The sequence below is a fragment of the Paraburkholderia dipogonis genome, assembly GCF_042680985.1.
In the GTDB taxonomy this organism is placed as follows: Bacteria; Pseudomonadota; Gammaproteobacteria; order Burkholderiales; family Burkholderiaceae; genus Paraburkholderia; species Paraburkholderia phytofirmans.
In genome coordinates, this window is record NZ_JBHUFR010000001.1 from 19,673 (window position 1) to 45,478 (window position 25,806).

General features: G+C 56.9%; 23 protein-coding genes and 1 pseudogene. 19 read left to right on the top strand and 5 right to left on the bottom strand.

Annotated elements, in window-relative coordinates:
* Positions 1–13 precede the first annotated feature (13 nt).
* The 10 genes from ACFSNN_RS00065 to ACFSNN_RS00110 all read left to right on the top strand — a co-directional run bounded on the left by ACFSNN_RS00065 (position 14) and on the right by ACFSNN_RS00110 (position 11,293).
* The gene (locus tag ACFSNN_RS00065) at positions 14–610 is read left to right on the top strand and encodes a glutathione S-transferase family protein (RefSeq protein ID WP_134461385.1); all 597 of its coding nucleotides are present in this window, start codon (positions 14–16) and stop codon (positions 608–610) included.
* Between the two features lie 87 nt (positions 611–697).
* The gene (gene fghA / locus ACFSNN_RS00070; protein WP_134461388.1) at positions 698–1,534 is read left to right on the top strand and encodes an S-formylglutathione hydrolase; all 837 of its coding nucleotides are present in this window, start codon (positions 698–700) and stop codon (positions 1,532–1,534) included.
* Between the two features lie 342 nt (positions 1,535–1,876).
* Entirely contained in the window at positions 1,877–3,673 is a 1,797-nt protein-coding gene (locus ACFSNN_RS00075) for a methyl-accepting chemotaxis protein (RefSeq protein WP_134461391.1), read from the top strand.
* A 406-nt stretch (positions 3,674–4,079) separates the two neighbouring features.
* A complete protein-coding gene (locus tag ACFSNN_RS00080) occupies positions 4,080–4,250 on the top strand; it encodes a hypothetical protein (protein WP_166799324.1) in 171 nt (56 codons plus the stop codon).
* A complete protein-coding gene (locus ACFSNN_RS00085; protein WP_244322900.1) occupies positions 4,234–5,412 on the top strand; it encodes an aminotransferase class V-fold PLP-dependent enzyme in 1,179 nt (392 codons plus the stop codon). The genes ACFSNN_RS00080 and ACFSNN_RS00085 overlap by 17 nt, the downstream gene beginning before the upstream one ends.
* A 469-nt stretch (positions 5,413–5,881) precedes the next feature.
* Entirely contained in the window at positions 5,882–6,940 is a 1,059-nt protein-coding gene (locus ACFSNN_RS00090; RefSeq protein ID WP_134461394.1) for a transporter substrate-binding domain-containing protein, read from the top strand.
* Positions 6,941–7,069: 129 nt separating this feature from the next.
* Positions 7,070–8,287, top strand: coding sequence for an ABC transporter permease subunit (locus ACFSNN_RS00095; RefSeq protein ID WP_166799325.1), 1,218 nt, complete (start codon positions 7,070–7,072; stop codon positions 8,285–8,287).
* Positions 8,287–9,423, top strand: a complete 1,137-nt coding sequence (locus tag ACFSNN_RS00100) for an amino acid ABC transporter permease (RefSeq protein ID WP_134461400.1) — start codon at positions 8,287–8,289, stop codon at positions 9,421–9,423. Before ACFSNN_RS00095 ends, ACFSNN_RS00100 begins: the two co-directional genes overlap by 1 nt.
* 69 nt (positions 9,424–9,492) lie before the next feature.
* Positions 9,493–10,251 (top strand): amino acid ABC transporter ATP-binding protein, encoded by a 759-nt coding sequence (locus ACFSNN_RS00105; RefSeq protein ID WP_134461403.1) that lies wholly within the window; start codon positions 9,493–9,495, stop codon positions 10,249–10,251.
* 40 nt (positions 10,252–10,291) lie between these two features.
* Positions 10,292–11,293, top strand: coding sequence for an asparaginase (locus ACFSNN_RS00110; RefSeq protein ID WP_134461406.1), 1,002 nt, complete (start codon positions 10,292–10,294; stop codon positions 11,291–11,293).
* Between the two features lie 116 nt (positions 11,294–11,409).
* Here ACFSNN_RS00110 and ACFSNN_RS00115 read toward each other — a convergent pair.
* A pseudogene (locus tag ACFSNN_RS00115) lies at positions 11,410–11,622 on the bottom strand (IS3 family transposase); the annotation flags it as partial.
* 396 nt (positions 11,623–12,018) lie between these two features.
* Here ACFSNN_RS00115 and ACFSNN_RS00120 point away from each other — a divergent pair.
* Positions 12,019–12,435: a glutamate cyclase domain-containing protein gene (locus ACFSNN_RS00120; protein ID WP_465263557.1), complete on the top strand. Its 417-nt coding sequence runs from the start codon at positions 12,019–12,021 to the stop codon at positions 12,433–12,435.
* Positions 12,436–12,547: 112 nt separating this feature from the next.
* On the opposite strand, the gene ACFSNN_RS00125 is transcribed toward ACFSNN_RS00120, so the two are convergent.
* The gene (locus ACFSNN_RS00125; RefSeq protein ID WP_134461411.1) at positions 12,548–13,435 is read right to left on the bottom strand and encodes a VOC family protein; all 888 of its coding nucleotides are present in this window, start codon (positions 13,433–13,435) and stop codon (positions 12,548–12,550) included.
* A gap of 9 nt (positions 13,436–13,444) precedes the next feature.
* The gene (gene epsC, locus ACFSNN_RS00130; protein ID WP_208949548.1) at positions 13,445–14,224 is read right to left on the bottom strand and encodes a serine O-acetyltransferase EpsC; all 780 of its coding nucleotides are present in this window, start codon (positions 14,222–14,224) and stop codon (positions 13,445–13,447) included.
* Positions 14,225–14,307: 83 nt separating this feature from the next.
* On the opposite strand from epsC, the gene ACFSNN_RS00135 reads away from it, so the two are divergent.
* Together ACFSNN_RS00135 and ACFSNN_RS00140 are read left to right on the top strand one after the other, a co-directional pair.
* Positions 14,308–14,460 carry a hypothetical protein gene (locus tag ACFSNN_RS00135; protein ID WP_166799326.1) on the top strand — a complete coding sequence of 51 codons (153 nt, stop codon included), beginning with the start codon at positions 14,308–14,310 and terminating at the stop codon, positions 14,458–14,460.
* A 57-nt stretch (positions 14,461–14,517) separates the two neighbouring features.
* Positions 14,518–15,720 carry an MFS transporter gene (locus ACFSNN_RS00140; RefSeq protein ID WP_166799327.1) on the top strand — a complete coding sequence of 401 codons (1,203 nt, stop codon included), beginning with the start codon at positions 14,518–14,520 and terminating at the stop codon, positions 15,718–15,720.
* A 23-nt stretch (positions 15,721–15,743) separates the two neighbouring features.
* Here ACFSNN_RS00140 and ACFSNN_RS00145 read toward each other — a convergent pair whose 3' ends face one another.
* Positions 15,744–16,655, bottom strand: a complete 912-nt coding sequence (locus ACFSNN_RS00145; RefSeq protein WP_134461417.1) for a LysR family transcriptional regulator — start codon at positions 16,653–16,655, stop codon at positions 15,744–15,746.
* Positions 16,656–16,802: 147 nt separating this feature from the next.
* Between ACFSNN_RS00145 and ACFSNN_RS00150 the strand changes: the two genes are divergently transcribed.
* From ACFSNN_RS00150 to ACFSNN_RS00175, 6 genes are all read left to right on the top strand, one after another.
* Positions 16,803–17,672 (top strand): NAD(P)-dependent oxidoreductase, encoded by an 870-nt coding sequence (locus ACFSNN_RS00150; RefSeq protein ID WP_134461420.1) that lies wholly within the window; start codon positions 16,803–16,805, stop codon positions 17,670–17,672.
* Between the two features lie 24 nt (positions 17,673–17,696).
* Entirely contained in the window at positions 17,697–19,214 is a 1,518-nt protein-coding gene (locus ACFSNN_RS00155; RefSeq protein WP_134461423.1) for an aldehyde dehydrogenase family protein, read from the top strand.
* 57 nt (positions 19,215–19,271) lie between these two features.
* The gene (locus ACFSNN_RS00160; RefSeq protein WP_134465523.1) at positions 19,272–20,615 is read left to right on the top strand and encodes a DUF3100 domain-containing protein; all 1,344 of its coding nucleotides are present in this window, start codon (positions 19,272–19,274) and stop codon (positions 20,613–20,615) included.
* Between the two features lie 78 nt (positions 20,616–20,693).
* Complete coding sequence (locus ACFSNN_RS00165) at positions 20,694–22,067, top strand: L-serine ammonia-lyase (RefSeq protein ID WP_134461426.1); 1,374 nt, start codon at positions 20,694–20,696, stop codon at positions 22,065–22,067.
* 78 nt (positions 22,068–22,145) lie between these two features.
* Entirely contained in the window at positions 22,146–23,339 is a 1,194-nt protein-coding gene (locus ACFSNN_RS00170; protein WP_134461429.1) for a M20 aminoacylase family protein, read from the top strand.
* A 51-nt stretch (positions 23,340–23,390) separates the two neighbouring features.
* Positions 23,391–24,338 (top strand): alpha/beta hydrolase, encoded by a 948-nt coding sequence (locus tag ACFSNN_RS00175; protein ID WP_134461432.1) that lies wholly within the window; start codon positions 23,391–23,393, stop codon positions 24,336–24,338.
* Positions 24,339–24,366: 28 nt separating this feature from the next.
* Here the strand turns inward: ACFSNN_RS00175 and ACFSNN_RS00180 are convergent, their stop codons facing one another.
* On the bottom strand, positions 24,367–25,602 hold the full coding sequence (locus ACFSNN_RS00180) for an acetylornithine/succinyldiaminopimelate transaminase (protein ID WP_134461435.1): 1,236 nt from the start codon (positions 25,600–25,602) through the stop codon (positions 24,367–24,369).
* Between the last annotated feature and the right edge of the window lie 204 nt (positions 25,603–25,806).

Genomic DNA, 25,806 nt, shown 5'->3' on the forward strand with positions numbered 1-25,806 from the left:
CGCAGGAACGCAAATGACAAAACTGTACGACTTCGAACTCTCTGGTAGCTGCTACAAGGTCCGGCTGCTCGCGAATATTCTCGGCTTGAAGTACGACGCGGTGCCGGTCGACTTCGTGAACAAGGAACACAAGACGTCGAAATATACCGACCTCAACCCGTTCGGTGAAATTCCGATTTTCGAAGATGGCGACCTTCGTCTGCGCGATGCTCAAGCCATCATGGTCTACATCGCAAGCAAGTACGACAAGGACAACACGTGGTACCCGAACACGGCCGAAGCGATGGGGCGCATCAATCAGTGGCTGTCGACAGGCGGCGGTGAAGTGATGAACGCGGCGGGCGCACGCCTTGTCAAGATTCTGAACTACCCGCTCGACCTCGAAAAGCTGCAAGCCGGCGCGAATCGCGTGTTCAAGATTCTCGATGACCATCTTGCGGACCGTGAGTGGCTCGAGCTGGGTCATCCGACCATCGGTGATATCGCGTGCTTCCCCTACACCGCACTTGCGGGTGAAGGTGGCATCGACCTGAAGCCTTATCCGAACGTCCTCGCATGGATTGAACGTGTCAAGCAGATTCCTGGCTTCATTCCAATGCCGGGCATCTAAGTAGTAGCGCGCCGCGGGTGGTCTGTATGCCTGCGGCGCACGTTGCGAACATTGCCGCCTCTCGCGGCCTTCAGTTTTAGGGTTGTCATGAGTCTTGAGCTGCTTTCGAGCTTCCGATGTTTTGACGGAACTCAACGCATTTACCACCATCGGTCGGAAGTGTTGGGATGTGAGATGCGATTTGCTATCTACCTCCCGCCCGGTGCGAACGTTGGGAAAGGACCCGCACTGTTCTGGCTTTCCGGGCTTACGTGCAATGAGCAGAACTTCATCACGAAAGCAGGCGCACAACGCGCGGCAAGCGCGCTTGGACTTGCTCTCATCGTTCCAGATACCAGTCCTCGTGGAGAGGGCGTGCCTGATGACGACGCTTACGACTTCGGAAGCGGAGCTGGTTTCTATGTTGATGCGACCCAGGAGCCATGGTCGAAGAACTACAGAATGTATTCATACATCGTACATGAGCTTCGCGAACTGGTCATTGAATCGTTTCCTGTCGACCCCTTAAGAATTGGGATATCGGGCCATTCGATGGGCGGCCACGGTGCTCTGACTATTGCACTGATAAACCCGGACCTGTTTAAAACGGTTTCAGCATTTTCGCCAATTTCGTCGCCGATAAATTGCCCGTGGGGGAAGAAGGCACTAGCCGGATATTTGGGCGACGACGCGGCAGACTGGGAACAGTACGACGCTGTAAATCTGATGTTGAATCAGGGATGGAGCGGTCCGGAAATTCTGGTTGAGCAAGGAGAGGGTGATGAGTTCCTCCGGTCCCAGCTCAAACCCGACTTTCTGACGCGCGCGGCCGAGATGGGGGACGTTCCGCTACGTCTGAGGATGCGCGCCGGGTATGACCATAGTTACTATTTCGTTTCGACCTTCATTGCTGCTCATCTTGAGCATCACGCCCGTAATCTTTGACGGCATTTAAGTTGAATATTTGACTGTCGAAGACCCTTGGGCCGGGTGGGCCCAGTTGCAGGTTTTTGTCGCAGGGTACGCACCATGAAGCGCATTCATCGATATGGGGCGCACCGTTACCAACGTCGTTGGCAACAGCATTGCGACGGGGGTGATTGCCAAGTGGGAGACCCGCCGTGCGGACAGGCGAACGGCACAGTCGCCCGTTCCTGCAAACGGAAATGTGCAACCAGTCGGCCACCACGGTCACAAAAAGAAGCTGGTCCGGGGCGTTTGTTCCCTGGACCAGTCACGCGCTGCGGCCGGTGAATACGCAGCTTCACAGACTTCAGACAAAGAACAATGATTTCGACCTTAAAGGGGCGCGTGGTTGCTGTCAGCGCGACAGTGACTGCGCTAGGGCTCATCTCAATCGCGGCGGCACTGATAGTGACCGCACAGCGCGGCGCAGAAACGACACTTGAACAAAACCTGAGTCAGCTGTCGCTGGCAATTGCATCAAAGATTGCAGAGTGGGCGGCGGACAAGCAGCGCATCGTCAGCTCCTTGAAGCCAGCGGTCGGACGTGACGACGTGTCCGCCGAACTTCGTGCTGCTCAGGTGTCTGGTGGCTTCGACGACGTTTATATCGGCTACGCAGACAAGCGCGCGACCTTCTTTCAAAAGCGTACCCGGGCTGCGGACTACGACCCCACAAAACGTGGTTGGTACGTCGGTGCTTCGCGGGTAATGGGTCCGTTCATCAGCCAACCATATGTCGGTGCGGGAAGCGGAAAACTCACCGTTACCTTCTCGGCTCCAGTCGCCGACGGCACGCAAGTCCAGGCAGTCACGGCAGCGGACGTTCTGATGGAGACCGTACAGAACACTTTGGCCTCAATCAAACCTACCCCCGCGAGCCTAGCGTTTCTCGCTGGGACGGATGGTCTGATATTGGCACACCCAATCAGCGATAAAGTGCTTCACCCCGTGGCAGATGTTTTTCAGGGGGTGACGCCGCAACTCCTTGACGACCTGGCTGCCTCCGGTGCCAGTGCAAAGTTGAGCGTAAGTGGACGTGATAGTTTCGTTTTCGTCCGGCAGGTTGCTGGGACACCGTGGCGGCTCGTTATCGTCGCGGATGCACAAGAGGCGTTGGCGGCTGTATCGGCGTCCCGGCGACTGGCGATATTTATAACGATAGCAGCGTTGCTTATCTCTGTTTTTGTGCTTGTTCTCGTGCTCGCGCGTTCAATGCGTAGCCTTGATTTAATCAAAGGGGCGCTGGAGGACATCGCATCCGGTGAAGCCGACTTAACGCGGCGCCTTCTGGTATCGGGTGGTCGCGAGATTGTGCAGATTGCAGGTGCTTTCAACCGGTTTGTCGACACCATCGCTGAAGTGCTCACCAAGGTGAGGGCGGCAAGCGAACAAGTGATGTCTGGTTCTACGCAATTGGCAGGGGCAAATCAAGATTTGTCTGCGAGAACTGAGCGGCAGGCTGCTGCGCTCCAGCAGACATCGGCTTCAACCGAAGCTTTGTCTGGAATGGTCAACCAGAACAGTCAGGACACGTCGAAGGCTGCATCGCTTGCGGCTGACTCGATTGATTCAGCGGCGCGCGGAACGGATGCCGTCCTGAAAATCAATGAGACGATGACGCAAATCAGCGCCCTTGCTGAGCATATCGCATCAGTCAGCGATACGGTCAATGGTATAGCTGCGCAGACTAACATCCTCGCCCTGAACGCTGCGGTCGAATCGGCGCGAGCCGGCGTTGCCGGCCGCGGGTTTGCGGTGGTTGCCGCAGAAGTCCGGCAATTGTCTCAACGCACAGCGGTATCGGCGCGAGAAATCTCGGCGCTGGCTATTGATGCACGTGGGCGTGTGGCCAGCGCCAGTGAGCTGGTCCAAACCAGTGTCGGGGTCACTTCGGAGATTGCCGAAGGCGCCGCGCGCCTGTCGGACATTCTGGGCCGCATATCCGCTGCTAGCGCCGAACAGGCCTTCGGACTGGAAGAGGTGCGCATGGCATTGCGCGACCTCGATGATGTCACCCAGCAGAACGCTGCTCTAGTGGAGGAGTCCGCTGCTGCAACGGACGCACTCGCGCAGCAAGCCACCGAACTGTCGAATACCGTTGGTTATTTCCAGCTATAAATCCTATCGCTAAAACTGAAGCGCACCTATGCGGGGGGCGTGCCTTGGTTCGTCTGACAAAGTTATGTGTTCCGAAAATCGGCTCTTAGAGTTTCCACTAATCGGTATTTATTTGACTTCGCTATTTTGAGCGCGTTAAATATGGACGTGAGGTCGTGCACCGGCTCTGACGGGTAAGCAGGGGCGGACCGAGCCTCCTTTCGAAGCTTCTATAAAGGTGGCCCAGATTTGGAACGAGTGAATTTGCTTTAGCGCTTTTGATATGCCTCAGCTGCGTGGCAGTAGCTGCCGCCCCCACCGGCGGGACAGGTGACCAAGTCAAGGCAGCAAACAGCTGGCGATTGCCTGTCGGGATGAACAAGTTCCATTTTTAGATGCTTATTAGACCCAAAGAATTGGATTCTTAATGGACCTGTCTGCCCAAGTTGTCGAGAAATTGAAGCAATCGCTTACCGTGCCGCATCTGAGCGCCAAGTATCCGCTGGTCACGTCCGCGAGCCATATTCCGCTCATCCAGAACGGGGCGGTGGCCAGCGTTACATACATCCACAGTGAGAAATATGATGAATGCAACTGAGAAACTCGCCGCTGCACGCGCCCAATTCCCGGTAACCAAGCGCCTGCTATACCTTGATTCCGCGCATCAGACCCCGCTGTCGACGAATGTCCGCGAAGCCATTGAGGGGTTTCTGTCGGAAGGCCTTGAGATGGGTGGCCCGAAGCCCGTTTGGTTGCGTCGTGCCGAGGAAACGCGGGAGCGCGTGGCGAGGTTCTTCAACGCGGCACCCAACGAAATCGCGTTCACCAAGAACACGTCCGAAGGGCTGAACATTGCAGCGAACGCCGTTCCGCTGGAAGCCGGCGACAACGTGGTGCTTATTGAGGGCGACCATCCCAACAACGCATACGCCTGGCTAAACCTCAAGCGAAAGGGAGTGGAAATCCGATTCGCTACGCTGAAGGATGACGAAATCGCGACTGCAGAGACTTTCAGACCGTACATCGATGAACGGACGAAAGTCGTTACTCTTTCGCATGTGACGTTCCATGCGGGGCAGGTCCATGACCTCGCAAGCATCGGCAAACTGTGCAAGGACAGGGGCATTTATCTGGTGGTCGACGCAATGCAGTCGGTCGGTGTTGTTCCGCTCGATGTGAAAGCGCTGAACATTTCGGTGCTGGCAGCGGGTACGCACAAAGGCTTGCTGGTTCCGCAGGGTCTGGGAGTCCTCTACGTTGCCGACGGCCTTGACGAACTGCAGCCGGCCTATCTGGCAATGTCCAGCATGGCGAACCCGCCTGCCGACTACATCGCCCGGCCCGAGGACATGGTCGTTCGCAAGGACGCTGGCCGTTTCGAATTCGGTAACGTGAACCTGCCTGACCTGCAGGCGCTGTCCGCGGCAATCGACCTGATTAACAGCGTCGGGGTAAGTGACATTCAGAAGCACGTGTCAGCACTTGGCGACCGTCTCATTACGTATCTTGATGAACTGGGCGTCCCCCTGGTCGGTCCTCGCGAGCGTGGCCAGCGCTCCCACATCTACGTGCTGGCGCTCCCGGTGGACAAATGGGCCGATTACTTTGCGCGCAACCAGGTCCGTGTGTCGCCGGAACGCGGCGGAATTCGCATCTCATTTGCAATGTTCAACACGCTCGAAGATATCGACCAACTTGTCAAAATCATTCGAGAGGGACTGAATGAACAGAATCTTGCTGCCACGGTGCAAGCCGACTGACAGTGTAACCGTCGTGCGTATTGCCCTGGCCAGGCGTCCTGTGCATGCGAGGCTTGCAGGCCTAGCGAGGCAACTACGCCTGAAAAGTTCAGGCCGTTAGCGAGCCCACGGCTGGTGTCGCGGCGAATCGAGAGAATTCGTCGGAGTGTTCGAATTTTTAGAGCACGAATCAACATCGACGAGTACCCTCGTTTGTTTTTGCCGACGGACATTTGAGTGGTGGATGCAGTCAGTCGATAAACGCCCGATGGGCTCTCAACTACAAGCTTGGGGATGCTTGGAACGCGGGCTAATCCATGCAGCATGACCGGGTAGCTCTTGGGCGATGGCGATTGTCCCCTCGAGAAATTCATCGTCAACGTATGTCGCTAATGAGCGGTGTATAGGAGTGCAGATTTGACAGCCGCGTCGCGCCTAGATGCTCGGAAAAGGCGCGGCGACGTTCCTTCATCCGAGCGGGGAGAATCAAATGAACAATCGCTTACTTACTGGCCGCTTATTAACATCATTTGCCGTCGGTCTTACAGCGCTGACCTTTGGTGCATCGACAGCGAGGGCGGCAGAAAACCATCTTGACACGGTGGCCAAGCGTGGCACGCTGCTCTGCGGGACGGACAACACTACACCAGGCTTCGGTTACCTTAATACCAAGACGGGAAAGATGGAAGGTATGGATGTTGACCTCTGCCGAGCGGTGGCAGCTGCTGTGCTGGGTGATGCCAACAAGGTTCAGTTTGTGGTTGTCACGGACAAGAGCCGGTTCAACGCTCTTCGAACCGGGCAGGCGGATGTAGTATTCGCACACACCACGGTTACGCCCACTCGCGAATCGGCGGTTGGTGTATCGTTTCTTCCCATCACGTTCTACGACGGGACCGGCTTGCTAGTAAAGAGCTCGCTTAAGGCGAAGCACGTTGGTGACCTGAACGGAGCGACCATTTGTACGACTCAGGGTTCGGGTACCGAAGTGATGTGGGCTGGCTATCTTAAGGCTCATAATTGGAAGGCCTCCACAAAGGTGCTGACGTATCAAGATACTGACAAACTATTCGCAGCCTTGAATAGTGGGCGATGCGATGTAATGAGCACTGACAAATCGGCGCTAGCCGGATGGAAGGGCAACGCAAGCGACCCGAAGGCATTTGACATCCTTCCGGAAACGCTGGACAAATCGCCGCTAGCCGGCTTCACTTCAAATGAAGACCCGAAATGGCACGCAGCACTAACATGGGTCATCTATGCGACATTTGAAGCTGAGGAACACGGCATTACGTCGAAGAACCTGCCGACTTTCCTGAAGACCACCGACCCGTATATCGCGAAGTTCTTGGGCGTCACCGGAACTTTTGGTAAGGACTTCGGCATTCAGCCCGACTTCGTGCAGAAGGTCATCAGCTCTGTGGGCAATTACGGCGAAATCTACGACCGGAATATCGGACCGGATACTCCCTACTCGATTCAGCGTAAAGGCTCGCTGAATGCAACATGGAACGAGGGCGGATTGCTGTACTCGCCGCCCTGGTACTAAGGGACTGTAGAGCCGGCCGAGTCGCCTGACCGGCTCTTGATGATTTGCCTCGGTGCGCAACTGCAACTGGTCTACCCAGATTCCTATGCGTGCACCGACAATGGAGATGTTACTGTGACGCAAGTACACATGTCTGATGCCCAAAAGACGCATTTTGCTCATATGCCGCCGCCCCTACCGCCGCGAGGAAAATCTGGTCGCCGACTGGCGCGTTTCCGAGCATTCACGTTCCAGGCGTCGATACTGGCAGCGATAGTCGCCGCGCTTGGCGTTTTCCTGTCGTTAGTCTGGGCTGGCCTCCGGAGCCACGGGATAGGGTTCAGCCTTGATTTTTTGCAACAGCAGGCTGGGTTCGATATCAGTGAAGGCCTGACCATCGCTCACGGCCCGCATGGTCTGACGTTGGCACCGTTCAATGCACAACAGACGAATGCGCAGGCGCTGGTTGCCGGTCTTTACAACACGCTCGTAGTTGCCGCCATCTCGATTGTCCTGTCGACAATCTTTGGGGTTCTTCTTGGCGTAACAAGGATGTCGAAAAACTGGGTGGCGCGGAACTGGGCATGGGGCTTCATCGAGCTCATTCGCAACACCCCGTTGCTGATTCAAATCCTCTTCTGGTACTTCGCAGTTTTTCTCCAGCTTCCGAGTATCGCCGAGGCGTCGATATTCCACGGGTCGCTAATCCTCAGCAGACAAGGCGTCTTTTTGCCATGGCTCATCGCAACCGAAAGCGCGACCACATTTGAATGGTTCGCCGCGAGCGCCGTTGTAATGCTGGTGGGAGCGGGCTTCGTTCGGAACAGACGGTATCGCTACTCTTTCGGACTGGCTGCCGTCATCATGCTAATTGCCGGCTACGCCATAGCAGGCAGTCCGTTTCGTGTCGACGTGCCGGTTGCCAGCACGTTCTCCGTATCTGGCGGGGCAGGCTTCTCGCCAGAGATGGCTAGTCTAATTGTCGCGTTGAGTGTCAACACCGCGGCGTTCATCGCAGAAATCGTACGCGGTGCGGTCGAATCTATCGAAAAGGGCCAATGGGAAGCCGCTGCTGCACTGGGTCTTGGTGCCCGTGAGTCTCTTTGGGTAATCGTTCTGCCCCAGGCGGTAAAGGTCATTCTCCCGTCTTTGGGTAACCAGTACGTAAGCCTTGCCAAGAGCACGTCATTCGCAATTGCCATTGGCTTTCCTGACCTGTTCAATGTTTACGGAACTGTCGCCAATCAAAGTGGCCGCTCACTCGAGGGGATTCTCATCATCATGGCCGTCTATCTGATTATGAGTGTCTCGATTGGCGGCCTGGCAAATGCATATAACCGTCACGTTATCAGGAAGGGAGCGCGATAATGGCTATGACTATTCAGCGCTGGACGCGCTATAACCTGTTCGCAACTCCTAGCAGCGCAGTCCTCTCGATAGTTTCGATTCCGCTGACCATCTACGTCGCATTCCTCGCTGTGCGGTGGGCGATGGTCGACGCCCGCTGGTCGGTGATTACGGACAACCTTGTAGTTCTCCTTGTTGGCACCTTTCCGCGGGACCAGCTTTGGCGCGCCGTGATTGCAGGCGCGGTGCTGAGTCTGCTCGTTGGGCTGACTATAGGTGTCGTGCTGGCTACGCGACGATGGAAGGCCTCGGCGATTCTGGCCTCTGTCTGTCTGGTTGCGGCTGCCCTCTCGTTCGCCTTGCACCAGCAGGCGGTCGCCGGTGCATTGGTGTGCATAAGCATTGCTGCCCTAGCACGCGTCGCAGTCATCCGGGCACCGATGGTTTCTCGCGGTATCGGCCTGTTGTGGCTGCTCGGACTCGGAAGTATCTGCGCTGTGCTGGCGCCGGCGGGCGTTAGCAACTGGGGCGGCCTGCTCGCTAGCGTTCTGGTTACCTCCATCGCAACCTTGCTCAGCCTACCGTTGGGAATTTTGCTGGCGTTTGGTAAGAACAGCCGATACTCAAGCCTGCGTCTAGCGTGCTCTGGGTACATTGAGCTGGTGCGTTCTGTCCCGGTCATATGCATCGTTTACTGGGCGTGGATTATTGTCCCTCTCGTCTTTCCGCCGCAGTTTCACATTTCTGACTTGGCACGCGGTGTTACGGCCTTCGTCCTCTTTTATGGAGCGTACACCGCCGAGTATGTGAGGGCCGGGATTCAGGGGGTTGCTCGAGGTCAGTCCGAAGCCGCCCAATCGCTTGGGTTCGGCAAGCTCGATGAAAACTTCATCATCGTGTTGCCTCAGGCTCTGAAAGCAGTCATCCCGGCACTTGTTGGCAACGTCCTTGACCTGTTTAACAACGTGCCAGCTCTGTTCATTATCGGTCTCACGGACTTCCTGAAGGCAGGGCAGACTATTCTCGCGAATCCACAATACAGCGGTTCGCAGTACGAGGTGTACATCTTCCTGTTTGCAGTGTACCTGGCGATTGGTGCGCTTATCTCGTATGTCGCTCGGCGAATTGAAGCCAGGATGAATCGCGGCTCACGCTAGCGGACCATGCATTGAAGACCGGTTGAGTCGTCAATCGGCGGTAAAGACGCAACGTTTAGGGAGTATCGTATGTCGGCTATCGTGCAGATGGAAAGATTGAACAAGTCCTATGGTGCGTTTCATGTGCTCAAGGACATTGACTTGCAGGTAGAGGCCGGGGAAGTCGTTGTCGTCATCGGCGCAAGCGGTTCGGGTAAGTCTACGTTGATTCGATGCGTCAATGGGCTCGAGCATTTCGGTGATGGTCGCCTGCTCGTGGACGGTGTAGAACTGGCACCCTCCGTGGACGGATTCGGCACCTCGAAGCGGGAGCTTGCTGCGATTCGACGCGACGTGGGAATGGTCTTCCAGCATTTCAACCTTTTCCCGCATAAAACCGTGCTTGAGAACGTAATGCTCGCTCCGATTCGCGTTCGTCGATGGCCTAAGGCGCGTGCGGAGGCGTCCGCACGCAGCCTGCTGGAACGCGTGGGACTAGCCGCGCATGTCGACAAGTATCCGTCCCAGCTATCTGGAGGGCAGCAACAACGAGTTGCAATCGCCCGCTCGCTGGCTATGGAGCCACGCCTGATGCTTTTCGACGAACCCACGTCAGCGCTGGACCCGGAGATGGTCGGTGAGGTACTCGAAGTCATGCGGGAACTGGCCAAATCCGGAATGACCATGATGATTGTCACGCACGAGATGGGGTTTGCCCGCGAGGTCGCTGACCGAATTATCTATATGGACCACGGCAAGGTTCTGGAGGAAGGGACGCCCGAGGCGATTTTCGACCACCCGGCGCAGGAAAGAACGAGAACGTTTCTTTCGCGAGTGTTGAAACATTGACGGCCGCCCGTGGAATATTTCTTTCCGAGAAGACAAATCAATGACAGATTCGCGAAAGGTCGCGCTCATTGGCACCGGAGGCACAATCTCTGCAGTTGGGAGCGGCCCATACGACCTAATTGACTACGACGCCAACGGGCAGATGCTTGATGCGGCCGGCGTCCTTGGGTTGCTCCCGAGGGTACCCGCTGGCATCGATGTCATCACAGTGCCTCTCGAGCCGATAAGCAGTACGGGCATCTATCTAAACGAGTGGAAGCAACTCGTTTCGACGTGCGACGAGCTTGTCAGAGACGTCCCAGACCTAGTCGGGATTGTTATTTCGCATGGGACTGCGTCGATGGAGGAAACAGCCTATTTTCTCAACCTGACACTGAAGGTTCGCGTCCCTGTGGTCTTGGTTGGTTCCCAGCGACCGTCGAACGCACTGTCATCCGATGCCGGATTAAACCTTTACAACGCGTTGCGTGTTGCCGCGGACCCTGACTCATGGGGGTTGGGTGTCTTGGTGGTCCTCAACGACGAGATTCATGCCGCCCGTGAAGTAAGCAAGACTTCGACCTATCGTCTACAAACGTTCAGGTCACCGGACTTCGGTCTTCTCGGGTATTGCGATGGCGACACAATCGCTTATTATCGCCTCCCCCTTCGACTGGGAGCGCCGAATACGGAATTCAACCTAGCGGGCTTGAATAGCTTGCCAAAGGTGGGCATTAGCTATTCGCACACCGGCTCTGACGGATGCGTAATTCGGGCTTTCATTGCAGCAGGAATGCGTGGGATAGTTGTTGCGGCTTTCGCTCCCGGTTGCTTTACCCGAGACGAGCTCACTGCTTTACGCGAAGCCGTTGATGCTAATATCAAAGTCGTTGTTTCGACTCGCGCGGGCAGCGGTCGCGTAGGTGACGGAGTGGAGCTACGGGAAAACGATTTAATTGCGGCAGATAACCTCAATCCTCAGAAAGCCAGACTGTTGCTTGCGTTGGCGTTGACCCGAACGGCCAACTTGAACGAGATAAAGCGAATCTTCGTGACATACTAGGCGATGTGCGCTTAGAGGACCTGCAGTGATTTCCCCTCGCGACAGAATTATTGGAGAGCGAATCGACCGTCTTATGACTGTGGAGATTCAGCCATTGAGCGGTGGATTTGTAGTGGTCAAGTTATTTCGGACAGGTAGATAGGTTCTTTTACTGTCGGATTTGCCTCGTAGGCAGTGGGCGACAGATAGCCCAAAGTCGAATGCAGGCGTACGGCATTGTAGAAGCCGACGATGTACTGGTTGATGTCGCGCCGTGCCTCGTCGTGGTTGGCGTACTGACGCTGCCATACGCGCTCCATTTTCAGGTTCAGGAAGAACCGCTCCATCACCTTTCGGGAGGGGTACAGTTTTCATAGCGACAGGAGCGGGAACTCCGCCAAACCTTCCGCAAGGGGAGACCGATGGCCCCGTCGGAGCAGCAGTGCGTGCGCGCGCTAATGATGGCTTTTGAGGTCCGCGTGGTTTTCGTGACCGAAGAGGCGCACGCAGAACCCGTGAAAGCGGGGACTGAAGTCATCAACGCTGAGCTCAAAGACTACCCTCCGATTTCAACCGTGTGCTTTCCACTTGGCCTTCAACAGGGGATAGCGCGCGCTGAGGAGTCATGCGCCAGCACCGCCCTTGTGCGGTAATTTTCATTGAACGGGACGGCCCGAACAAAGGGTTTTTTCCATGGTGCACGGGGAGACTGCCGCAACCCAGAAGATGTTGAACATGTTTATCTGTTGGCTGATGTCGCCCGCGGTCTAGGTGTGTTGACAGTCGGCATAGGTGATGGCGGGAACGAGGTGGGATTCGGAGCTGTGCGGGATGCAATTGCCGCAGTGCATCCGTTAGGGGCGAGGTCGCACGCAGGTCATGCATCGTGTCTGGTGACAGTCACTGCAACAGATGTGGTCGTCAGTGCGTCGATATCAAACTGGGGCGCTTACGCGATTGCCGCAGCACTGGCTTCACACGTAAGAAATGCAAATCTCCTGCACAGTCAGAGCTGCGACCGCCGGCTGATTGAGGCTACAGTACTTGCTGGTGCTCGGGATGGCGCGTCGTGCAAGGCGGCGCTCGCTGTCGACGGAATCGACCTCGGCGGGCATTCAGCCTTGCGCGGCAAGCTTCATAACATCGTTCGCATTTCGGTATAACGAGGTGATGCTTCGGCAACGGTGGCCTTGACGGCGTCAGGAAAAAGACGTGCATTACATTGCTACCGCAATGCACGTAAGTCCAACTCAGACGTGAAGAACGAAGGGTGAGTTACTCGGCGAACTCAATAACGGTGTTGCCGGCGGCGGCAGGAGTCACCGCAATACCGCGGGCCGTTTCTGCGTGAACCACGCCGTTTTCGGAAAGAAGCTGCTTAACGACCTTCAGGTCGCGAACACGGACCTGAAGCGCGATGCCGTGAGGCTTCGAGGTATAGCTGACCGGCAAGCCCACCGAGCCGAAGTGTGCCTCAGCTTGTTCCGGAGTGAGTGCCACTAATCGTCCGCAACCAGTATTTGCTTCAATGTGACCTTCTACACGATTGGTATTGTCTGCACCGAACAGTTTTGACCATCGCGCCTCAAGCGGGGTAGGGTCTGATGCAACGTAGACAACCTCCTCGACGGCCGTCGCACCGTTGGGGTGGCTTTGCCAGTCTTTGCGCCAGATAAACTCTGGTCGATGTTGCTGACAGAGGAAATTGGAAACGTCTCCTAATTCAGGGTCCATTACCATTCCGAGTGAAACAACTGCTTCATCGGGGCTGCCATCAGGCGCGGTCACTTTTCGGCGAAAGTCGACTCGCTGTTGGACCGGTAGCCCGGCGGCTCGAACCGCGGCAAAGTCCGCTTCTATATCCTTGCTGTGCAGCGAAACCAGTCCAAGGCCTTCGGAACGTGCGAGGAATTCGCCGAGCGTTCTTCCATAGCAAAAACCATCTACTTCGCCTGTCCCAAACTTTCTTGGGTCGTCGATGCCGATAAGCTCAATGAAGTTATTCTCGAACATCATTACGGTGAGAACGGAACCCCAAGGGTGGTAGGAAATTGGGCTGGGTGAGAACCCAAGACGCACGTATTTCTCAACGGCTTCCGGATGATTTCTTACGGATACCACCGGATGGTCAATGCCGAAACGATGTTGGTTCGGAGGAATCATTCGCTTGTCCTATTTGGTGGCGGGCGCTGTGATGGCTGCGTATTTGCCGGATACCGCTTTAATTACCTTCGCAGGCACACCGGCAGCAACCATGCCCGCCGGGATGGAAGTTCGCACGACGCTGCCCGCTGCGATGACCGCTCCCTCGCCGACTTCGATATTACCCAGAATGATTGCATGAGCGGCGAGCGTCGCTCCACGGCGAATTTTCGGATGCCGGTCTCCTGCTTCGGAAAACGTGCTGCCGAGGGTAACCCCATGCCACATGCTCACGTCGTCTTCGACGACAGCCGTTTCCCCTATGACGAGTCCCATCGCATGGTCCATGAAAAGGCCCTTGCCAATGCGTGCCGCAGGGTGAATATCGACGTTGTACGACTTGGCGCACCAATTTTGCAATAGTGCAGCGAAGGTCTTCTCTCCACCTTGCCAATACGCATGCGCGATGCGGTGGAACTGGAGCGCATGAATGCCGCGAAAGGAGAGAAACGCGGTCAGAGCGTTCGGACACGCCGGATTCGACGACGCAATCTTATGCACGTCCGCTGCGGCGCACGGCTCAATGCCCGTCTGGGCGGTAACAGTAGCGAATTCACCCGCAAAGTTCGGGAGTGTTGAATCGGACCGGCTTACCTCGGCACCGATTAGCGTCGCCAGCGCGGTACCGAGGGTGTCGTGCTGTAGTACATGGGTCTCGAAGTACCGCTGCATTACGGGACGCGCTCGAACCTCTAGGGTGGCCTGTTCGCGAATTTCCTGCCAGAGCACAGCCGGAGCAATGTTTTCCAAGGTCTACCTCCTTTGATGATAGTTTCGGTCGCACAAATTGAAACAGGAATGCCGCGGGAAGAAAAAATTGTTCGAAAAAAGAGATGGCTGACAAGGACAACGTTCCGCATCTTATGGCGATGGAGGGCGGGGTCACGTCGCGCCAGCATTGGCTCGCCGACCACAGCAGTGAACGGAAGGCGTTGCCTATTGTCCGAACCACCTCGCAGCGACGGGTAACGAAGCGCTATGAATGAGATGGCGCATGAACGAAGCTGTGATTACGCTTCAGGCTTTCCATGATGCGCCCGACAATGAACGCCGCCACTGCCGTTACTTCGACTACCGTTGTCCAGGTATTGACCGCGTTTGCAGCGCTTACCATTCCCAGTCTGGTTCCGCTGGTCGTCGGCGAGGCTGGCCTGCACGCAGTCGATGTTGGCACCTTCATTTCGATTGTCTACGCTGCCGCGGCTCTAGTGACTATCTTCGCAGGACATCTGGTCCATCGATTTGGGGCCATCCGGACTTGTCAGTTTGCGGTCGCGCTGTGCGCCGCAGGTCTGCTCATGGCACGCACCGGGAGCGCGGTCGGACTTGTTGCCGGAGCGGTTGCACTTGGGCTGGGCTATGGCCCGGTGACGCCGGCCAGTTCTCACTTGCTAAGCCAGTCGACATCGGCAGCAAACCGACGGCTCATTTTCTCCCTGAAACAGACTGGCGTCCCGGCTGGGACCGCTCTTGCCGGTGCTCTCGTGCCAGTCGCAACGCTTGCACTAGGGTGGCGGGTCGCGCTGGGCTTGGTTGTTATCGTTTGTTTGCTGGTCGCGCTGGGTCTGCAGGCGGTCCGAACCGGTCTGGACGAGCCAACGAATAATCACGGCTACAACGCGCGTCCCGGCATGCTTTCGTCGATTACGATTGCATTGAGCCAGCCCTATCTCCGACTGCTTGCACTTACAGCGTTCGTGCTTGGCGGTGCGCAGATGTGCGCGAGCACCTTCCTCATTTCGTATTTCTATCGTGGTCTCGGCTATCCACCATTAGCCGCCGGCGCGATGCTTTCTGTGGCGAACGTGGCAGGCGTCGTCTTTCGGCTCGTATGGGGTGCTGCAGCGGACCGCGGGGCAAACCCCCGCTTGCTCCTCGCAGCACTCGCGCTGTTGACCTGCTTTGCACAGGCGATTGTCGCCTGGCCATCCCTCATGGCCAGTCACGCCGCGGCGATGGCAGTCTGCTTTGTAATGGGAGCTGCAGCAATTGGCTGGAATGGAGTGTTGCTGGCAGAGATTGCTGAAGCAGTGCCAGTCAACCAGGTGAGTACTGCCACCGCCGGTTGTCTCTTTTTCAGCTTCGGCGGGGTTATGACCTTCCCTGCGTTCTTTGGAGCGATACGGCATGCGAGCGGCGGCTACTCCGCATCTTGGCTATGGATGGCTGGTACGGCTGCCGCTCTTGCGCTAATACTCCTTGTCTCGGGAAGACGGTTCTCTGGAAACGTCGTCGCCCGAGGGTAGGTCCGGCGACCGACGCGGTTGCACTAACGGAACGCGCGCATTTGAGACGTCATGAACTGCAGCATTTTGTTGGATGCTACAGACAGCTTTCGACCAACACGCGTCACCAGATGGGCTTCGGCGTTCTTCAGAATGGGATGGTCGATTTCGATGGCGAATAGTTCACCCGCCTGCAATTCGGTCGTTACAGCAAAAGCGGGCAATACGGCTACGCCCAATCCTGACTTCACGAACTGCTTGAGAATTGCGATGGAGTTTGTCGTGACGACCGGGTCGAGCCGAATCTTGTCGGCAAACTCCACTGCCTCCAGCATTTGTCGCGTGCCGTAGGAGGGGTGGGTTGCAGCCAGTGGGTAGGTCGCGAGTTCTTGAATCGACATCGCCTTTTGCTTGTTTGCGCGCGGAAAGTTTGGACCGACGATGGCCATCATTGGCTGCTGCTTGATTGCACGTGAGACGAGTTTCGGCTCCGTCGGCGGGTTGTAGACGAGCCCGATGTCACCCTCGTCTTCAGAGATTTTTCGAATGACGTCATTGGTGCTGCCCAGGTCCAGATTCAGCTTAATGCCCGTGTACTGCTTGCAGAACTGCAGCATCGGACCGGACAAGACGTCTGAGACAAAGCCCTCGCCGAGGATGATGTTGACGTGTCCGGTTTTCAACCCGCGCAATTCCTGCAACCGGGAAATCAGGTCATCCTTGTGAGCCAACTGCTCTCTGAAGTATTCGATGACGTATTCGCCCGCTTCGGTCGTCTTGACGCCTCGCGAGTGCCGTTCAATGAGTGCGACGTCCAGTTCAGCCTCTAGCAGGCCAATCTGTCTGCTTACGGCAGACGGAGCCACGTCCAACCAGTCCGCGGCTGCGCGGATTGTTCCGCACCGCACTGCCTCGAAAAAATAGACGATACGGCTTTCGGTGAGGTTGTCTGCCATGGCTGTGTGCGAAAAATTAGAACATTATCAATATTGGCGTTGATTGATTATACGGCGCCAGAAGTTGAATATGGCAACACCTAATTTGCGCTGGACGACTGGTGGAGGGCTCTACCAGGTCGGTCGCGTGCTCGAAACGGAGGACTTATGAAGACGGTTGGTGTCATCGGTTTGGGAAACATGGGGCGCGGTATGGCGTTGTCGCTCAAACGCGGCGGATACAACGTGCTGGGTTTTGACGCGGCGCCAGGCGTGGCGGAAAAGCTGGAAGCGGAAGGCGTGTCTGCTCGTGCTTCCATCGCCGACATCACGCGTGACTCGGAAGTCCTGATTCTTTCGCTGCCGACTTCGGCAATCGTGGAGCAAGTCGTCCTTGGCGAGGGTGGCGTCGTCGCCAATGCGAAGCCGGGTCTTATCGTCGTGGACACAACGACGGCGGACCCGAACAGCACGAAGAAGGTTGCTGCTGCGTTGGCTGAAGTCAATGTGGGTTGGGTCGACGGCCCTGTAAGCGGCGGCCCGAAGGGCGCCGCGACGGCAACGATGATTATGGTCCTCGGTGGCTCCGACGAAGACGTTGCTGCAGTCGAGCCCATCCTTTCTGTTATGAGCGCAAAGCGCGTGCATGTCGGCCCGGTGGGCGCAGGTCACGTCACAAAAATCATCAACAACCTTTTGACCGGCGTCCATTTGCTGGCCACAAGCGAAGCGTTGCGAGCCGCGGAAGCTGTTGGCGTGAATCCGGAAAAGCTGGTCGAGGCGCTGAATGGCGGTTCCGGTCGAAACAGCTCGACCCTGACGAACTATCCGACGTGGATTTTCAACAACAAGTTTGACTCCGGCTTCACGATGAAGCTCATGCGCAAGGACATCCGTCTCGCGATGGCATTGCTGTCCAGTGTTGGTGCCAATGCGCCCGTATCGACCGAGACCGGTCGGCTCTGGGCTGAAAGCGAGAAGAGCATTGGCGACGCCGAGGATTTCAACCGCATCGTCCAGTTCATCGAGCCGAAGTAATCGAACCGAAAAAGGAGCAATCTAATGCAAGCGAATCAAACCGAAAATCTGCTGACCGCCTTTGCCCATTATTTTCCGAATTCAAAGGAAATGGGTTCCTTCGTTGATGGCGAGCTCGTGGCAGGTAAAGGCGAACAGATTCAACTCTTCGACCCGGCAACCGGCGAGAAGAGCATGTCGTACGCGGACGGAGGCGCTGAAATCGTTGCCTTGGCCAGCGAGGTTGCGCAGCGGGCGCAGAAAGAATGGTGGGCGCTGACGCACGCTGCGCGCGGCCGGGTTATGTTCGCAATTGCCCGCGAAATTCGCGCCGAAATCGAACCGCTCGCGCGTCTCGAATCCATCGCTGCAGGCAAGCCGATTCGCGATTGCCGAGGGGAGGTCGCGAAGGTTGCGGAGATGTTCGAGTACTACGGCGGCTGGGCGGACAAGTTCTACGGTGAAGTCATCCCGGTTCCGACGAGCCATCTCAACTACACACGTCGTGAGCCGATGGGCACGGTGCTTCAAATCACGCCGTGGAACGCGCCGATGAATACCTGCGGCTGGCAGATTGCGCCAGCTATCGCGATGGGTAATGCGGTTTTGCTCAAACCGTCGGAACTGACTCCGTTCACCTCCCTCGTCGTCGGTCTGCTGATTGAGCGCGCCGGCGCCCCGAAGGGCCTGGTCAGCGTGCTCAGCGGATACGGCCACACGGTGGCACAAGCAGCGATTGCGGACAAAGCTGTGAAGAAGGTTGTTTTTGTTGGTTCTCCTGCAACCGGTGTGCGCATTGCTGAAGCTGCCGCCAAACGCACGCTGCCGTGCGTTCTTGAACTGGGTGGTAAGTCGGCAAACATCGTGTTCGAGGATGCTGACTTGCGTCTGGCCGCGCTCGGCGCCCAGGCAGCAATCTTCGCTGCTGCTGGTCAGAGCTGCGTTGCTGGCTCCCGTCTTCTGGTGCATCGCCCCATCTACGACAAGTTTGTCAAGATGGTTTCGGATGGTGCCCGCAAAATCAAGGTCGGCGCACCACTCGACGACGCGACGGAAGTGGGACCCATCAACAACAAGACTCAGTACGAGCACGTTGTGAAGATGATTCAGAACGGCGTCGACGCCGGCGCAACGCTTTCGGCCGGCACGCTTGAGCGGTCGAAGGCGGGCTACTTTGTCAGCCCGACTGTCCTGTCTAACGTGACGAACGACATGGATGTGGCCCGCACTGAAATCTTCGGTCCGGTGGTTGCTGCGATTCCGTTCGATACGGAAGAGGAAGCGATTGCCATTGCCAACGACAGCGAATTCGGCCTTGCTGGTGCGGTATGGACGCAAAACGTTGCTCGTGCGCATCGCGTTGCAGCTCAGGTAAACGCTGGCACCTTCTGGATTAACGGCTACAAGTCAATTAACGTAGCTTCACCTTTCGGTGGTTATGGCCGCAGCGGCTATGGTCGGTCAAGCGGTGTGGAGGCGTTGTACGAGTATACGCAGACCAAGAGCGTGTGGGTCGAAACGGCGATGAACCCCGTGACCCCGTTCGGATACGTGGACAACTAAAGCCCTGCGTGCCCCCGTGATTCCAGGAAGCGGGGGTATTTTCTAAGGAGAGTGATGATGGAACACACGCTGACAACCGGGCAGTCGGATAGTATGGGCTTTAGGGGCGCGAAGCTGCTCTTTTACGCGGCTGTGATTCTTGTCATTGCAGAATTCATCGGGTCGTTCACTTTCAAGGTGGGGCCGGGCAAGGTCGTCTTGCTGCCGATGATTTGGGCGCTGCTCATGGGCGCGGCCCTCGGACTTGTGAGCGACCGCTGGCGCAGTCCGGCCCGACTCGACGTAAAGACTCAGTTCCTGGCTGCGGCAATATTGCAACCAGCTCTGCTGCTGTTTGTGGCCAAGCTTGGTCTGATGGTCGGCAGCGCATTACCTAAACTGGTTGCCGCCGGTTGGGCGCTCGCATTCCAGGAGTTGGGGCACTTTGTCGGCACCATCTTGCTCGGGCTTCCGCTAGCGCTTCTTCTCGGTATCAAGCGTGAAGCCATCGGAGCTACGTTTTCAGTCGGACGTGAGCCGAGTCTTGCCATCATTGGCGAAAAATACGGCATGGATTCCGCCGAAGGCCGTGGCGTCCTCGCCGAATATCTGACTGGCACCGTCTTTGGGGCGGTCTTCATCGCTATCTTTGCCGGGTTCGTAGCCAGCCTGGGAATCTTCCATCCGCTGGCGTTGGCGATGGGTTCCGGCGTCGGCTCTGGCAGCATGATGGCGGCGGCTTCGGGAGCTATCGCCGCTCAGCAAATACCAGAAATGGCCAAGACGGTTCTGACCTTTGCTGCGGCCAGTAACCTCATCACGACAACGGTTGGTACGTACTTTACGTTGTTCATTTCTCTCCCGCTTGCGATTTGGGGTTACCGCGTCCTTGAGCCGCTCATTGGGCGCACGACGAAGGCGTCTTCTGCTTCCGAGGCTATCGAGAACTCCGCGCCGAAGCTGGGTGAGGTGAAAACCGAGGCGCCTGAATTGGGCTATGCGGGAAAGTTGCTGGCGTGGGGAGTTACTGCTGTCCTCGCCCTTGTCTGCGACTGGATTATCCACGGAACGACGCCGGTCCAAGGGTTGCCGGGCATGGCAATCATGGTGCTCGCGACTGTAGTCGGCGACGGGATTGCCAGACTCACGGGTCGGAAAATTCCGGCAGTTTGTTGGGTCTCGCTAGTCGCCATGTTCCTGACGTCACCCGTTTGTCCTTGGGCGACGCAGATTGCTGCGTTTAGCGCGCAGAATGATTTTCTCGGTGTTACGACTCCGATGCTGACATTTGCAGGTTTGTCCATCGCAAAGGACATCCCTGCATTCCGGCGGCTCGGATGGCGAATCGTTCTTGTCTCGTTCGTCGCCAACGCGGGCACCTTTCTCGGTGCATCACTTGTCGCGCAGATTTTCCACGTCTGACGTGTCGGGCGGAAGGATGGTATTCGAACCTGTTCTTTCGCGAGCCCATCCGGATAACACCCATCAGGTTACCCAGCTATGGCAGTCAGTGTATTCGACCTATTTAAGATAGGCATCGGTCCTTCGAGCTCGCATACCGTTGGCCCAATGCGCGCAGCTTATCTCTTTGTAACGGGACTGAAGAAGGACGGGCTTCTGCCGTATGTGCATCGTGTTCGTTCGGAGCTGTATGGGTCGCTTGGAGCAACGGGCAAAGGTCATGGCAGCGATATTGGTGTTTTGCTCGGCCTGATGGGCGAAGCACCGGATACTATCGACCCAGATTCGATTGCACCGCGCATCGATGAGGTGGCGTCGTCGCAGTCAATCACGTTGATTCATGAGCGGTCCATTCCGTTCTCCGCGCGCCACGATATTGGCTTCTATCGTCAGGCACTGCCCGAGCATCCCAATGGGCTTAAGCTGATTGCCTTCGGGGCGAACGGCGAACAACTTCGAGTTGGAACTTATCTGTCCGTCGGCGGAGGGTTCGTAGTGACTGCCGGAGCGGACAACGCTCAGGTGATGACGGCGGCGCAGCAACTTCCCTATCGATTTGAAAGCGGTGCAGAACTGCTCGAACTCTGCGCCCGAAACAATAGGTCAATAGCGGAGCTGATGTTCGCGAATGAACTCGCATGGCGCTCTGAGACGGAAATTCGCGAAGGCCTCTTGAAGATTTGGGACGTGATGCAGGACTGCGTAGCAAGGGGATGCGCCGGCGACGGGAAATTGCCAGGTCCTTTGGGGGTGAAGCGTCGGGCGCATCAGTTGCATCAAAAGCTTCTGACGCGCTCGGCCACGGAGGCCGACCAATCGCACGCAGCCATGGACTGGCTGAACCTCTTCGCATTGGCGGTCAACGAGGAGAACGCCGGAGGCGGCAGAGTAGTGACAGCCCCCACGAACGGTGCGGCTGGAATCATTCCCGCAGTTCTCCACTACTACGTTCGCTTCATTCCCGGCGCGAGCCACCAAGGGGTCATCGAATTTCTGCTGACCGCAGCGGCCATTGGCATTCTGTACAAGCTCAATGCGTCCATTTCCGGGGCAGAGGTTGGCTGCCAAGGTGAGGTAGGCGTTGCTTGCTCGATGGCGGCGGCAGGGCTCTGCGCAGTCATGGGCGGCACGGTAGAGCAGGTCGAGAATGCCGCCGAGATTGGCATGGAGCATAACCTTGGGCTGACATGTGACCCGGTCGGCGGCAGGGTGCAGATTCCGTGCATTGAACGCAACGCGATGGGCTCTGTGAAAGCGGTAAATGCGGCACGGATGGCGATGCATGGCGATGGCTCGCACTATGTCTCGCTAGACTCAGTGATTCGCACCATGATGCAGACGGGCGCGGATATGAAAACGAAGTACAAAGAAACGTCTCGGGGCGGGCTAGCGGTCAACATTATTGAATGTTGAGTAAGCTTTCGACGTCGGTCGAAGGCTTCTCGCGGTCGCCAAATCTAGACCGAATGGCCGAACACAAAGGTGTAAAAGATGAAAATCATTGACGACATTTTGTCTCGTGCGGCGGAAATCCAAGCCATTCGGCGCGATATCCACGCCCATCCGGAAGTCGGCTACGACGTTGTCCGAACCTCCGAACTTGTCGCGGCAAAGCTCGAGCAATGGGGATTAAGTGTGACCCGGGGCGTAGGAAAGACAGGGGTAGTTGCGACGCTTAAGCGCGGAACGAGCGCCTGTGCGATTGGTTTGCGCGCAGACATGGACGCTTTACCGATGCAGGAGTCCAATGAGTTTGCACATCGTTCTACCATCGCTGGTGCGATGCACGCCTGCGGCCATGACGGTCATACAGCCATGCTGCTCGGCGCTGCTCAATACCTGGCGGCCGACAATGAGTTCGATGGTACGGTCCAGTTTATCTTTCAGCCGGCCGAAGAAGCTGGGGCCGGAGCTCAGGCAATGATTGACGATGGACTGTTCGAACGGTTTCCGGTGGACGCCGTGTTTGGTGTGCACAACTGGCCAGGAATTGCAGCCGGAAATTTCGGTGTTCGTCCTGGGCCGATAATGGCGTCGACCAGTCTGTTCAAGATAACTTTGATAGGTGCCGGCTGTCATGGCGCCATGCCCCACCTTGGTCGAGACCCTGTAATTGCAGCGGCACAACTCGTGACATCGCTCCAGAGCATTCTGACCCGAAACAAGAACCCTATTGAAGCCGCAGCCCTCTCTGTAACGCAGGTACATGCCGGAGAAGCACAGAACGTGGTGCCAACGGAAGCTTGGCTGGGCGGCACAGTACGAACTTTCTCGGATGAGACGCTGGACTTGATAGAGGACCGGCTGCGCGCCATTTCTTCGGCGACCGCACTGGCGTTCGGATGCGAGTGCGACGTCGCGTTCGATAGGAATTATCCGCCGACCGTGAACGATGCAACGCAGACGGCACTTGCTGTGGAGGTTATGCGCGAACTGGTCGGCGACGGGAGGGTGAATGCCTCCGTCGACCCGACGATGGCAGCGGAAGATTTCGCTTTCATGCTGCGCGCAAAACCTGGCTGTTACGCGTTTCTCGGAAATGGGAGCGGGGACCACCGTACGCCCGGGCACGGAGCCGGACCTTGCCTTTTGCACAACAGCAGCTATGACTTTAACGATGAGTTGCTGCCGATTGGTTCAAGCTACTTCGTGAAACTGGTACATCGCTTCCTCTCGAAGCAATAGCCTGACGACTGGCATATTACTCGTGGTCTTCCATCCGTCAGGTATCCGCCCATGAACCGTAAGCCGCACCCGCAGGTCGCCGAACTTCTTTCGACGGTGTTCAAAGCAACGCCAGGCGCTGGCGCGCCTTCCGTCGAGCAGATGCGGATGACCAATGACGAGATTTTTGCACCTCTCATCGGGCCGGGTGAAGTCGTGGCTAGAGTCTGGGACGCGGTGGCGTCGGGGTTCGGGGAGGACGTTCCTGTTCGCTGCTATCAGCCAAGGGAGGCTAAGCCGGAGCTTATGATTTTGTATGTCCATGGGGGCGGATGGGTGACTGGCACCATCGAGTCGTACGACGTATTGTGTCGCTCCCTGGCCTTGCGAGCCAATGGACTTGTCATAAGCATTGACTACGACCTGTCGCCGGAGCAGCGCTTCCCTCGTGCACTAGAACAAGTCCTGGCAGTGGTCCGTGCGATGTCGGCACGCTGCACTGAATTCGGTTCAGAGCTGGCAATTGCAGGCGATAGTGCCGGCGCGCAGCTGGTTGGAGCAGCCCTTCACTGTCTCGCAGCAGGAAATGAAACCTTGCCGTCGGCTGCTGCATTTATATACCCTGTCGCAGACGCGAAGATGCGTAATCGGAGTTGGGATGAGCTTGGGGAAGGTTACAGGCTTACACGCCCGGTCATGCAGTGGTATTGGGAGCAGTACATCGGATGCTCATTCGTTGACCTGCAGGAAAGAGCAATGGAACCGAAGGTTTCGCCTTTGCAGTCGACTTTGCTCGGGTCTTTTCCAAGGTCACTCGTGATTACTGCTGAGCTTGACCCTCTGAGCGGAGAAGGCGCGGAGTTGGCAGCGCGCCTTACCGCAGCAGGGACCGAAACCGAACACATTGAAGTGCCAGGCCAGATACATGGTTTCCTGCGCTTTCGTCGAGCGCTGACGGACACGCAGTGGGGCGCGGATGCAGTCATGAAGCGCATCGCCGGATTTCTGAACGCGCGCTAGCCGTTGCAACGTGACTAGCGGACTCGAGTCACACTGTCGCCTGAGAATCAATAACCGACGGAATCGCGCTTTCAAACCTACGCAGACCTTCGTCGATGTCCTCGAATGGAATGATGAGAGACGGGGCTAGGCGCAGAACGTTCTGTCCAGCGTTGAGAATCATCACACCGGCACTGAGTGCTGCCGCCACGAAATCGGGCGCGCGACCGGCGAAGTCATCGCTGAGCTCGGCGCCAAGCAGCAGACCCATACCCCTGAGTTCCTTAAAGATTCCATGGCGGCCATTGATGCCGCGGAGCGCGGCAAGGACATGTGCGCTTCGTTCGCGTACGCCATTGAGCACCGTCGGAACGTTGACAAGTTCGACCACCTTGTCTGCCACAGCTGCGCCCAACGGATTGCCGCCGTATGTTGACCCGTGCGTACCCGGGGAGAAATGAGCCGCGAGTTCGTCCGTCGTCAACATCGCTGCGATGGGGAAGCCGTTTCCTAACGATTTAGCGGTCGTTAGGACGTCGGGTGTGACGCCGTACTCCATATAGGCATAGAGTGAACCAGACCGGCCCATGCCAATTTGTACCTCATCGAAGATGAGCGTCGCATCGTGCCTGTCGCAAAGTGCCCTGAGTGTTGTCAAAAACTCCCTATTTGCGGGATGGATACCCCCTTCTCCCTGCACCGGTTCTACGATAACGGCGCATGTCTTCGCACCGATTGCGCTACGCGCTGCTTCGACATCGTTATAGGGTAAATGTTGGATGTCACCCGGCAGGGGGCCGAATCCGCTCGCATACTTGGGTTGCCCTCCGACGCTCACAGTGAAAAGTGTCCGGCCGTGAAATGATTGGGCGAAGGAAATAATCCTGCCCTTTTCCGGATTCGCCGGAAAGCGGCCATGAGCAGCACGTCTCGCGAGCTTGAGTGCAGCTTCGTTGGCCTCAGCACCTGAATTTGCGAAAAACACCTTTGAGGCGAAAGTCGCGTCGGTCAACCGGCGAGCTAGGCGCAGAGCAGGTTCGTTCGTGTATAGATTGCTGATGTGCCAAAGTTGTTTAGCTTGGCTGACCAATGCGGCCAGAACCTCCGGATGTCCGTGGCCGAGAGCTGTGACGGCAATCCCGCCTGCAAGGTCGATGTAGTCGAGACCTTCGCTATCCCGTACACGAGAGCCTTCGGCCGTAACCGGGATAAAGGGGGCGGGGGAGTACGTGGGAACCATCACGTCATCAAATGTGAGGCGGCTCACTGCCGGTTGTCTGGTCATTGCAGCTTCCTGTGCGACAAACAAGTGGGCCGCTCGACTATCTCGACCGCATCATTGATGCCATAGTGACGTTATGGCCAGAGCGTCCTTTCGTTACACACTGCGGACCGCTCTGGTGAGAGGCTTCAGTTTGCAATGGTTATATTTTTCTGCCCATGCGGGAGCGTCGCAAACATGTTCGAATAAACGCAACACCCCGTGCAG

Coding starts and splice junctions, on each gene's coding strand:
- ACFSNN_RS00100 (WP_134461400.1), top strand. CDS start 8,287: ATGGCTATGACTATTCAGCGCTGGACGCGCTATAACCTGTTCGCAACT.
- ACFSNN_RS00075 (WP_134461391.1), top strand. CDS start 1,877: ATGATTTCGACCTTAAAGGGGCGCGTGGTTGCTGTCAGCGCGACAGTG.
- ACFSNN_RS00090 (WP_134461394.1), top strand. CDS start 5,882: ATGAACAATCGCTTACTTACTGGCCGCTTATTAACATCATTTGCCGTC.
- ACFSNN_RS00095 (WP_166799325.1), top strand. CDS start 7,070: ATGTCTGATGCCCAAAAGACGCATTTTGCTCATATGCCGCCGCCCCTA.
- ACFSNN_RS00150 (WP_134461420.1), top strand. CDS start 16,803: ATGAAGACGGTTGGTGTCATCGGTTTGGGAAACATGGGGCGCGGTATG.
- ACFSNN_RS00160 (WP_134465523.1), top strand. CDS start 19,272: ATGGAACACACGCTGACAACCGGGCAGTCGGATAGTATGGGCTTTAGG.
- ACFSNN_RS00110 (WP_134461406.1), top strand. CDS start 10,292: ATGACAGATTCGCGAAAGGTCGCGCTCATTGGCACCGGAGGCACAATC.
- ACFSNN_RS00180 (WP_134461435.1), bottom strand. CDS start 25,602: ATGACCAGACAACCGGCAGTGAGCCGCCTCACATTTGATGACGTGATG.
- ACFSNN_RS00175 (WP_134461432.1), top strand. CDS start 23,391: ATGAACCGTAAGCCGCACCCGCAGGTCGCCGAACTTCTTTCGACGGTG.
- ACFSNN_RS00065 (WP_134461385.1), top strand. CDS start 14: ATGACAAAACTGTACGACTTCGAACTCTCTGGTAGCTGCTACAAGGTC.
- ACFSNN_RS00170 (WP_134461429.1), top strand. CDS start 22,146: ATGAAAATCATTGACGACATTTTGTCTCGTGCGGCGGAAATCCAAGCC.
- ACFSNN_RS00145 (WP_134461417.1), bottom strand. CDS start 16,655: ATGGCAGACAACCTCACCGAAAGCCGTATCGTCTATTTTTTCGAGGCA.
- ACFSNN_RS00165 (WP_134461426.1), top strand. CDS start 20,694: ATGGCAGTCAGTGTATTCGACCTATTTAAGATAGGCATCGGTCCTTCG.
- ACFSNN_RS00125 (WP_134461411.1), bottom strand. CDS start 13,435: ATGATTCCTCCGAACCAACATCGTTTCGGCATTGACCATCCGGTGGTA.
- ACFSNN_RS00135 (WP_166799326.1), top strand. CDS start 14,308: ATGGCTGACAAGGACAACGTTCCGCATCTTATGGCGATGGAGGGCGGG.
- fghA (WP_134461388.1), top strand. CDS start 698: ATGAGTCTTGAGCTGCTTTCGAGCTTCCGATGTTTTGACGGAACTCAA.
- ACFSNN_RS00140 (WP_166799327.1), top strand. CDS start 14,518: ATGAACGCCGCCACTGCCGTTACTTCGACTACCGTTGTCCAGGTATTG.
- ACFSNN_RS00080 (WP_166799324.1), top strand. CDS start 4,080: ATGGACCTGTCTGCCCAAGTTGTCGAGAAATTGAAGCAATCGCTTACC.
- ACFSNN_RS00085 (WP_244322900.1), top strand. CDS start 4,234: ATGATGAATGCAACTGAGAAACTCGCCGCTGCACGCGCCCAATTCCCG.
- ACFSNN_RS00105 (WP_134461403.1), top strand. CDS start 9,493: ATGTCGGCTATCGTGCAGATGGAAAGATTGAACAAGTCCTATGGTGCG.
- ACFSNN_RS00155 (WP_134461423.1), top strand. CDS start 17,697: ATGCAAGCGAATCAAACCGAAAATCTGCTGACCGCCTTTGCCCATTAT.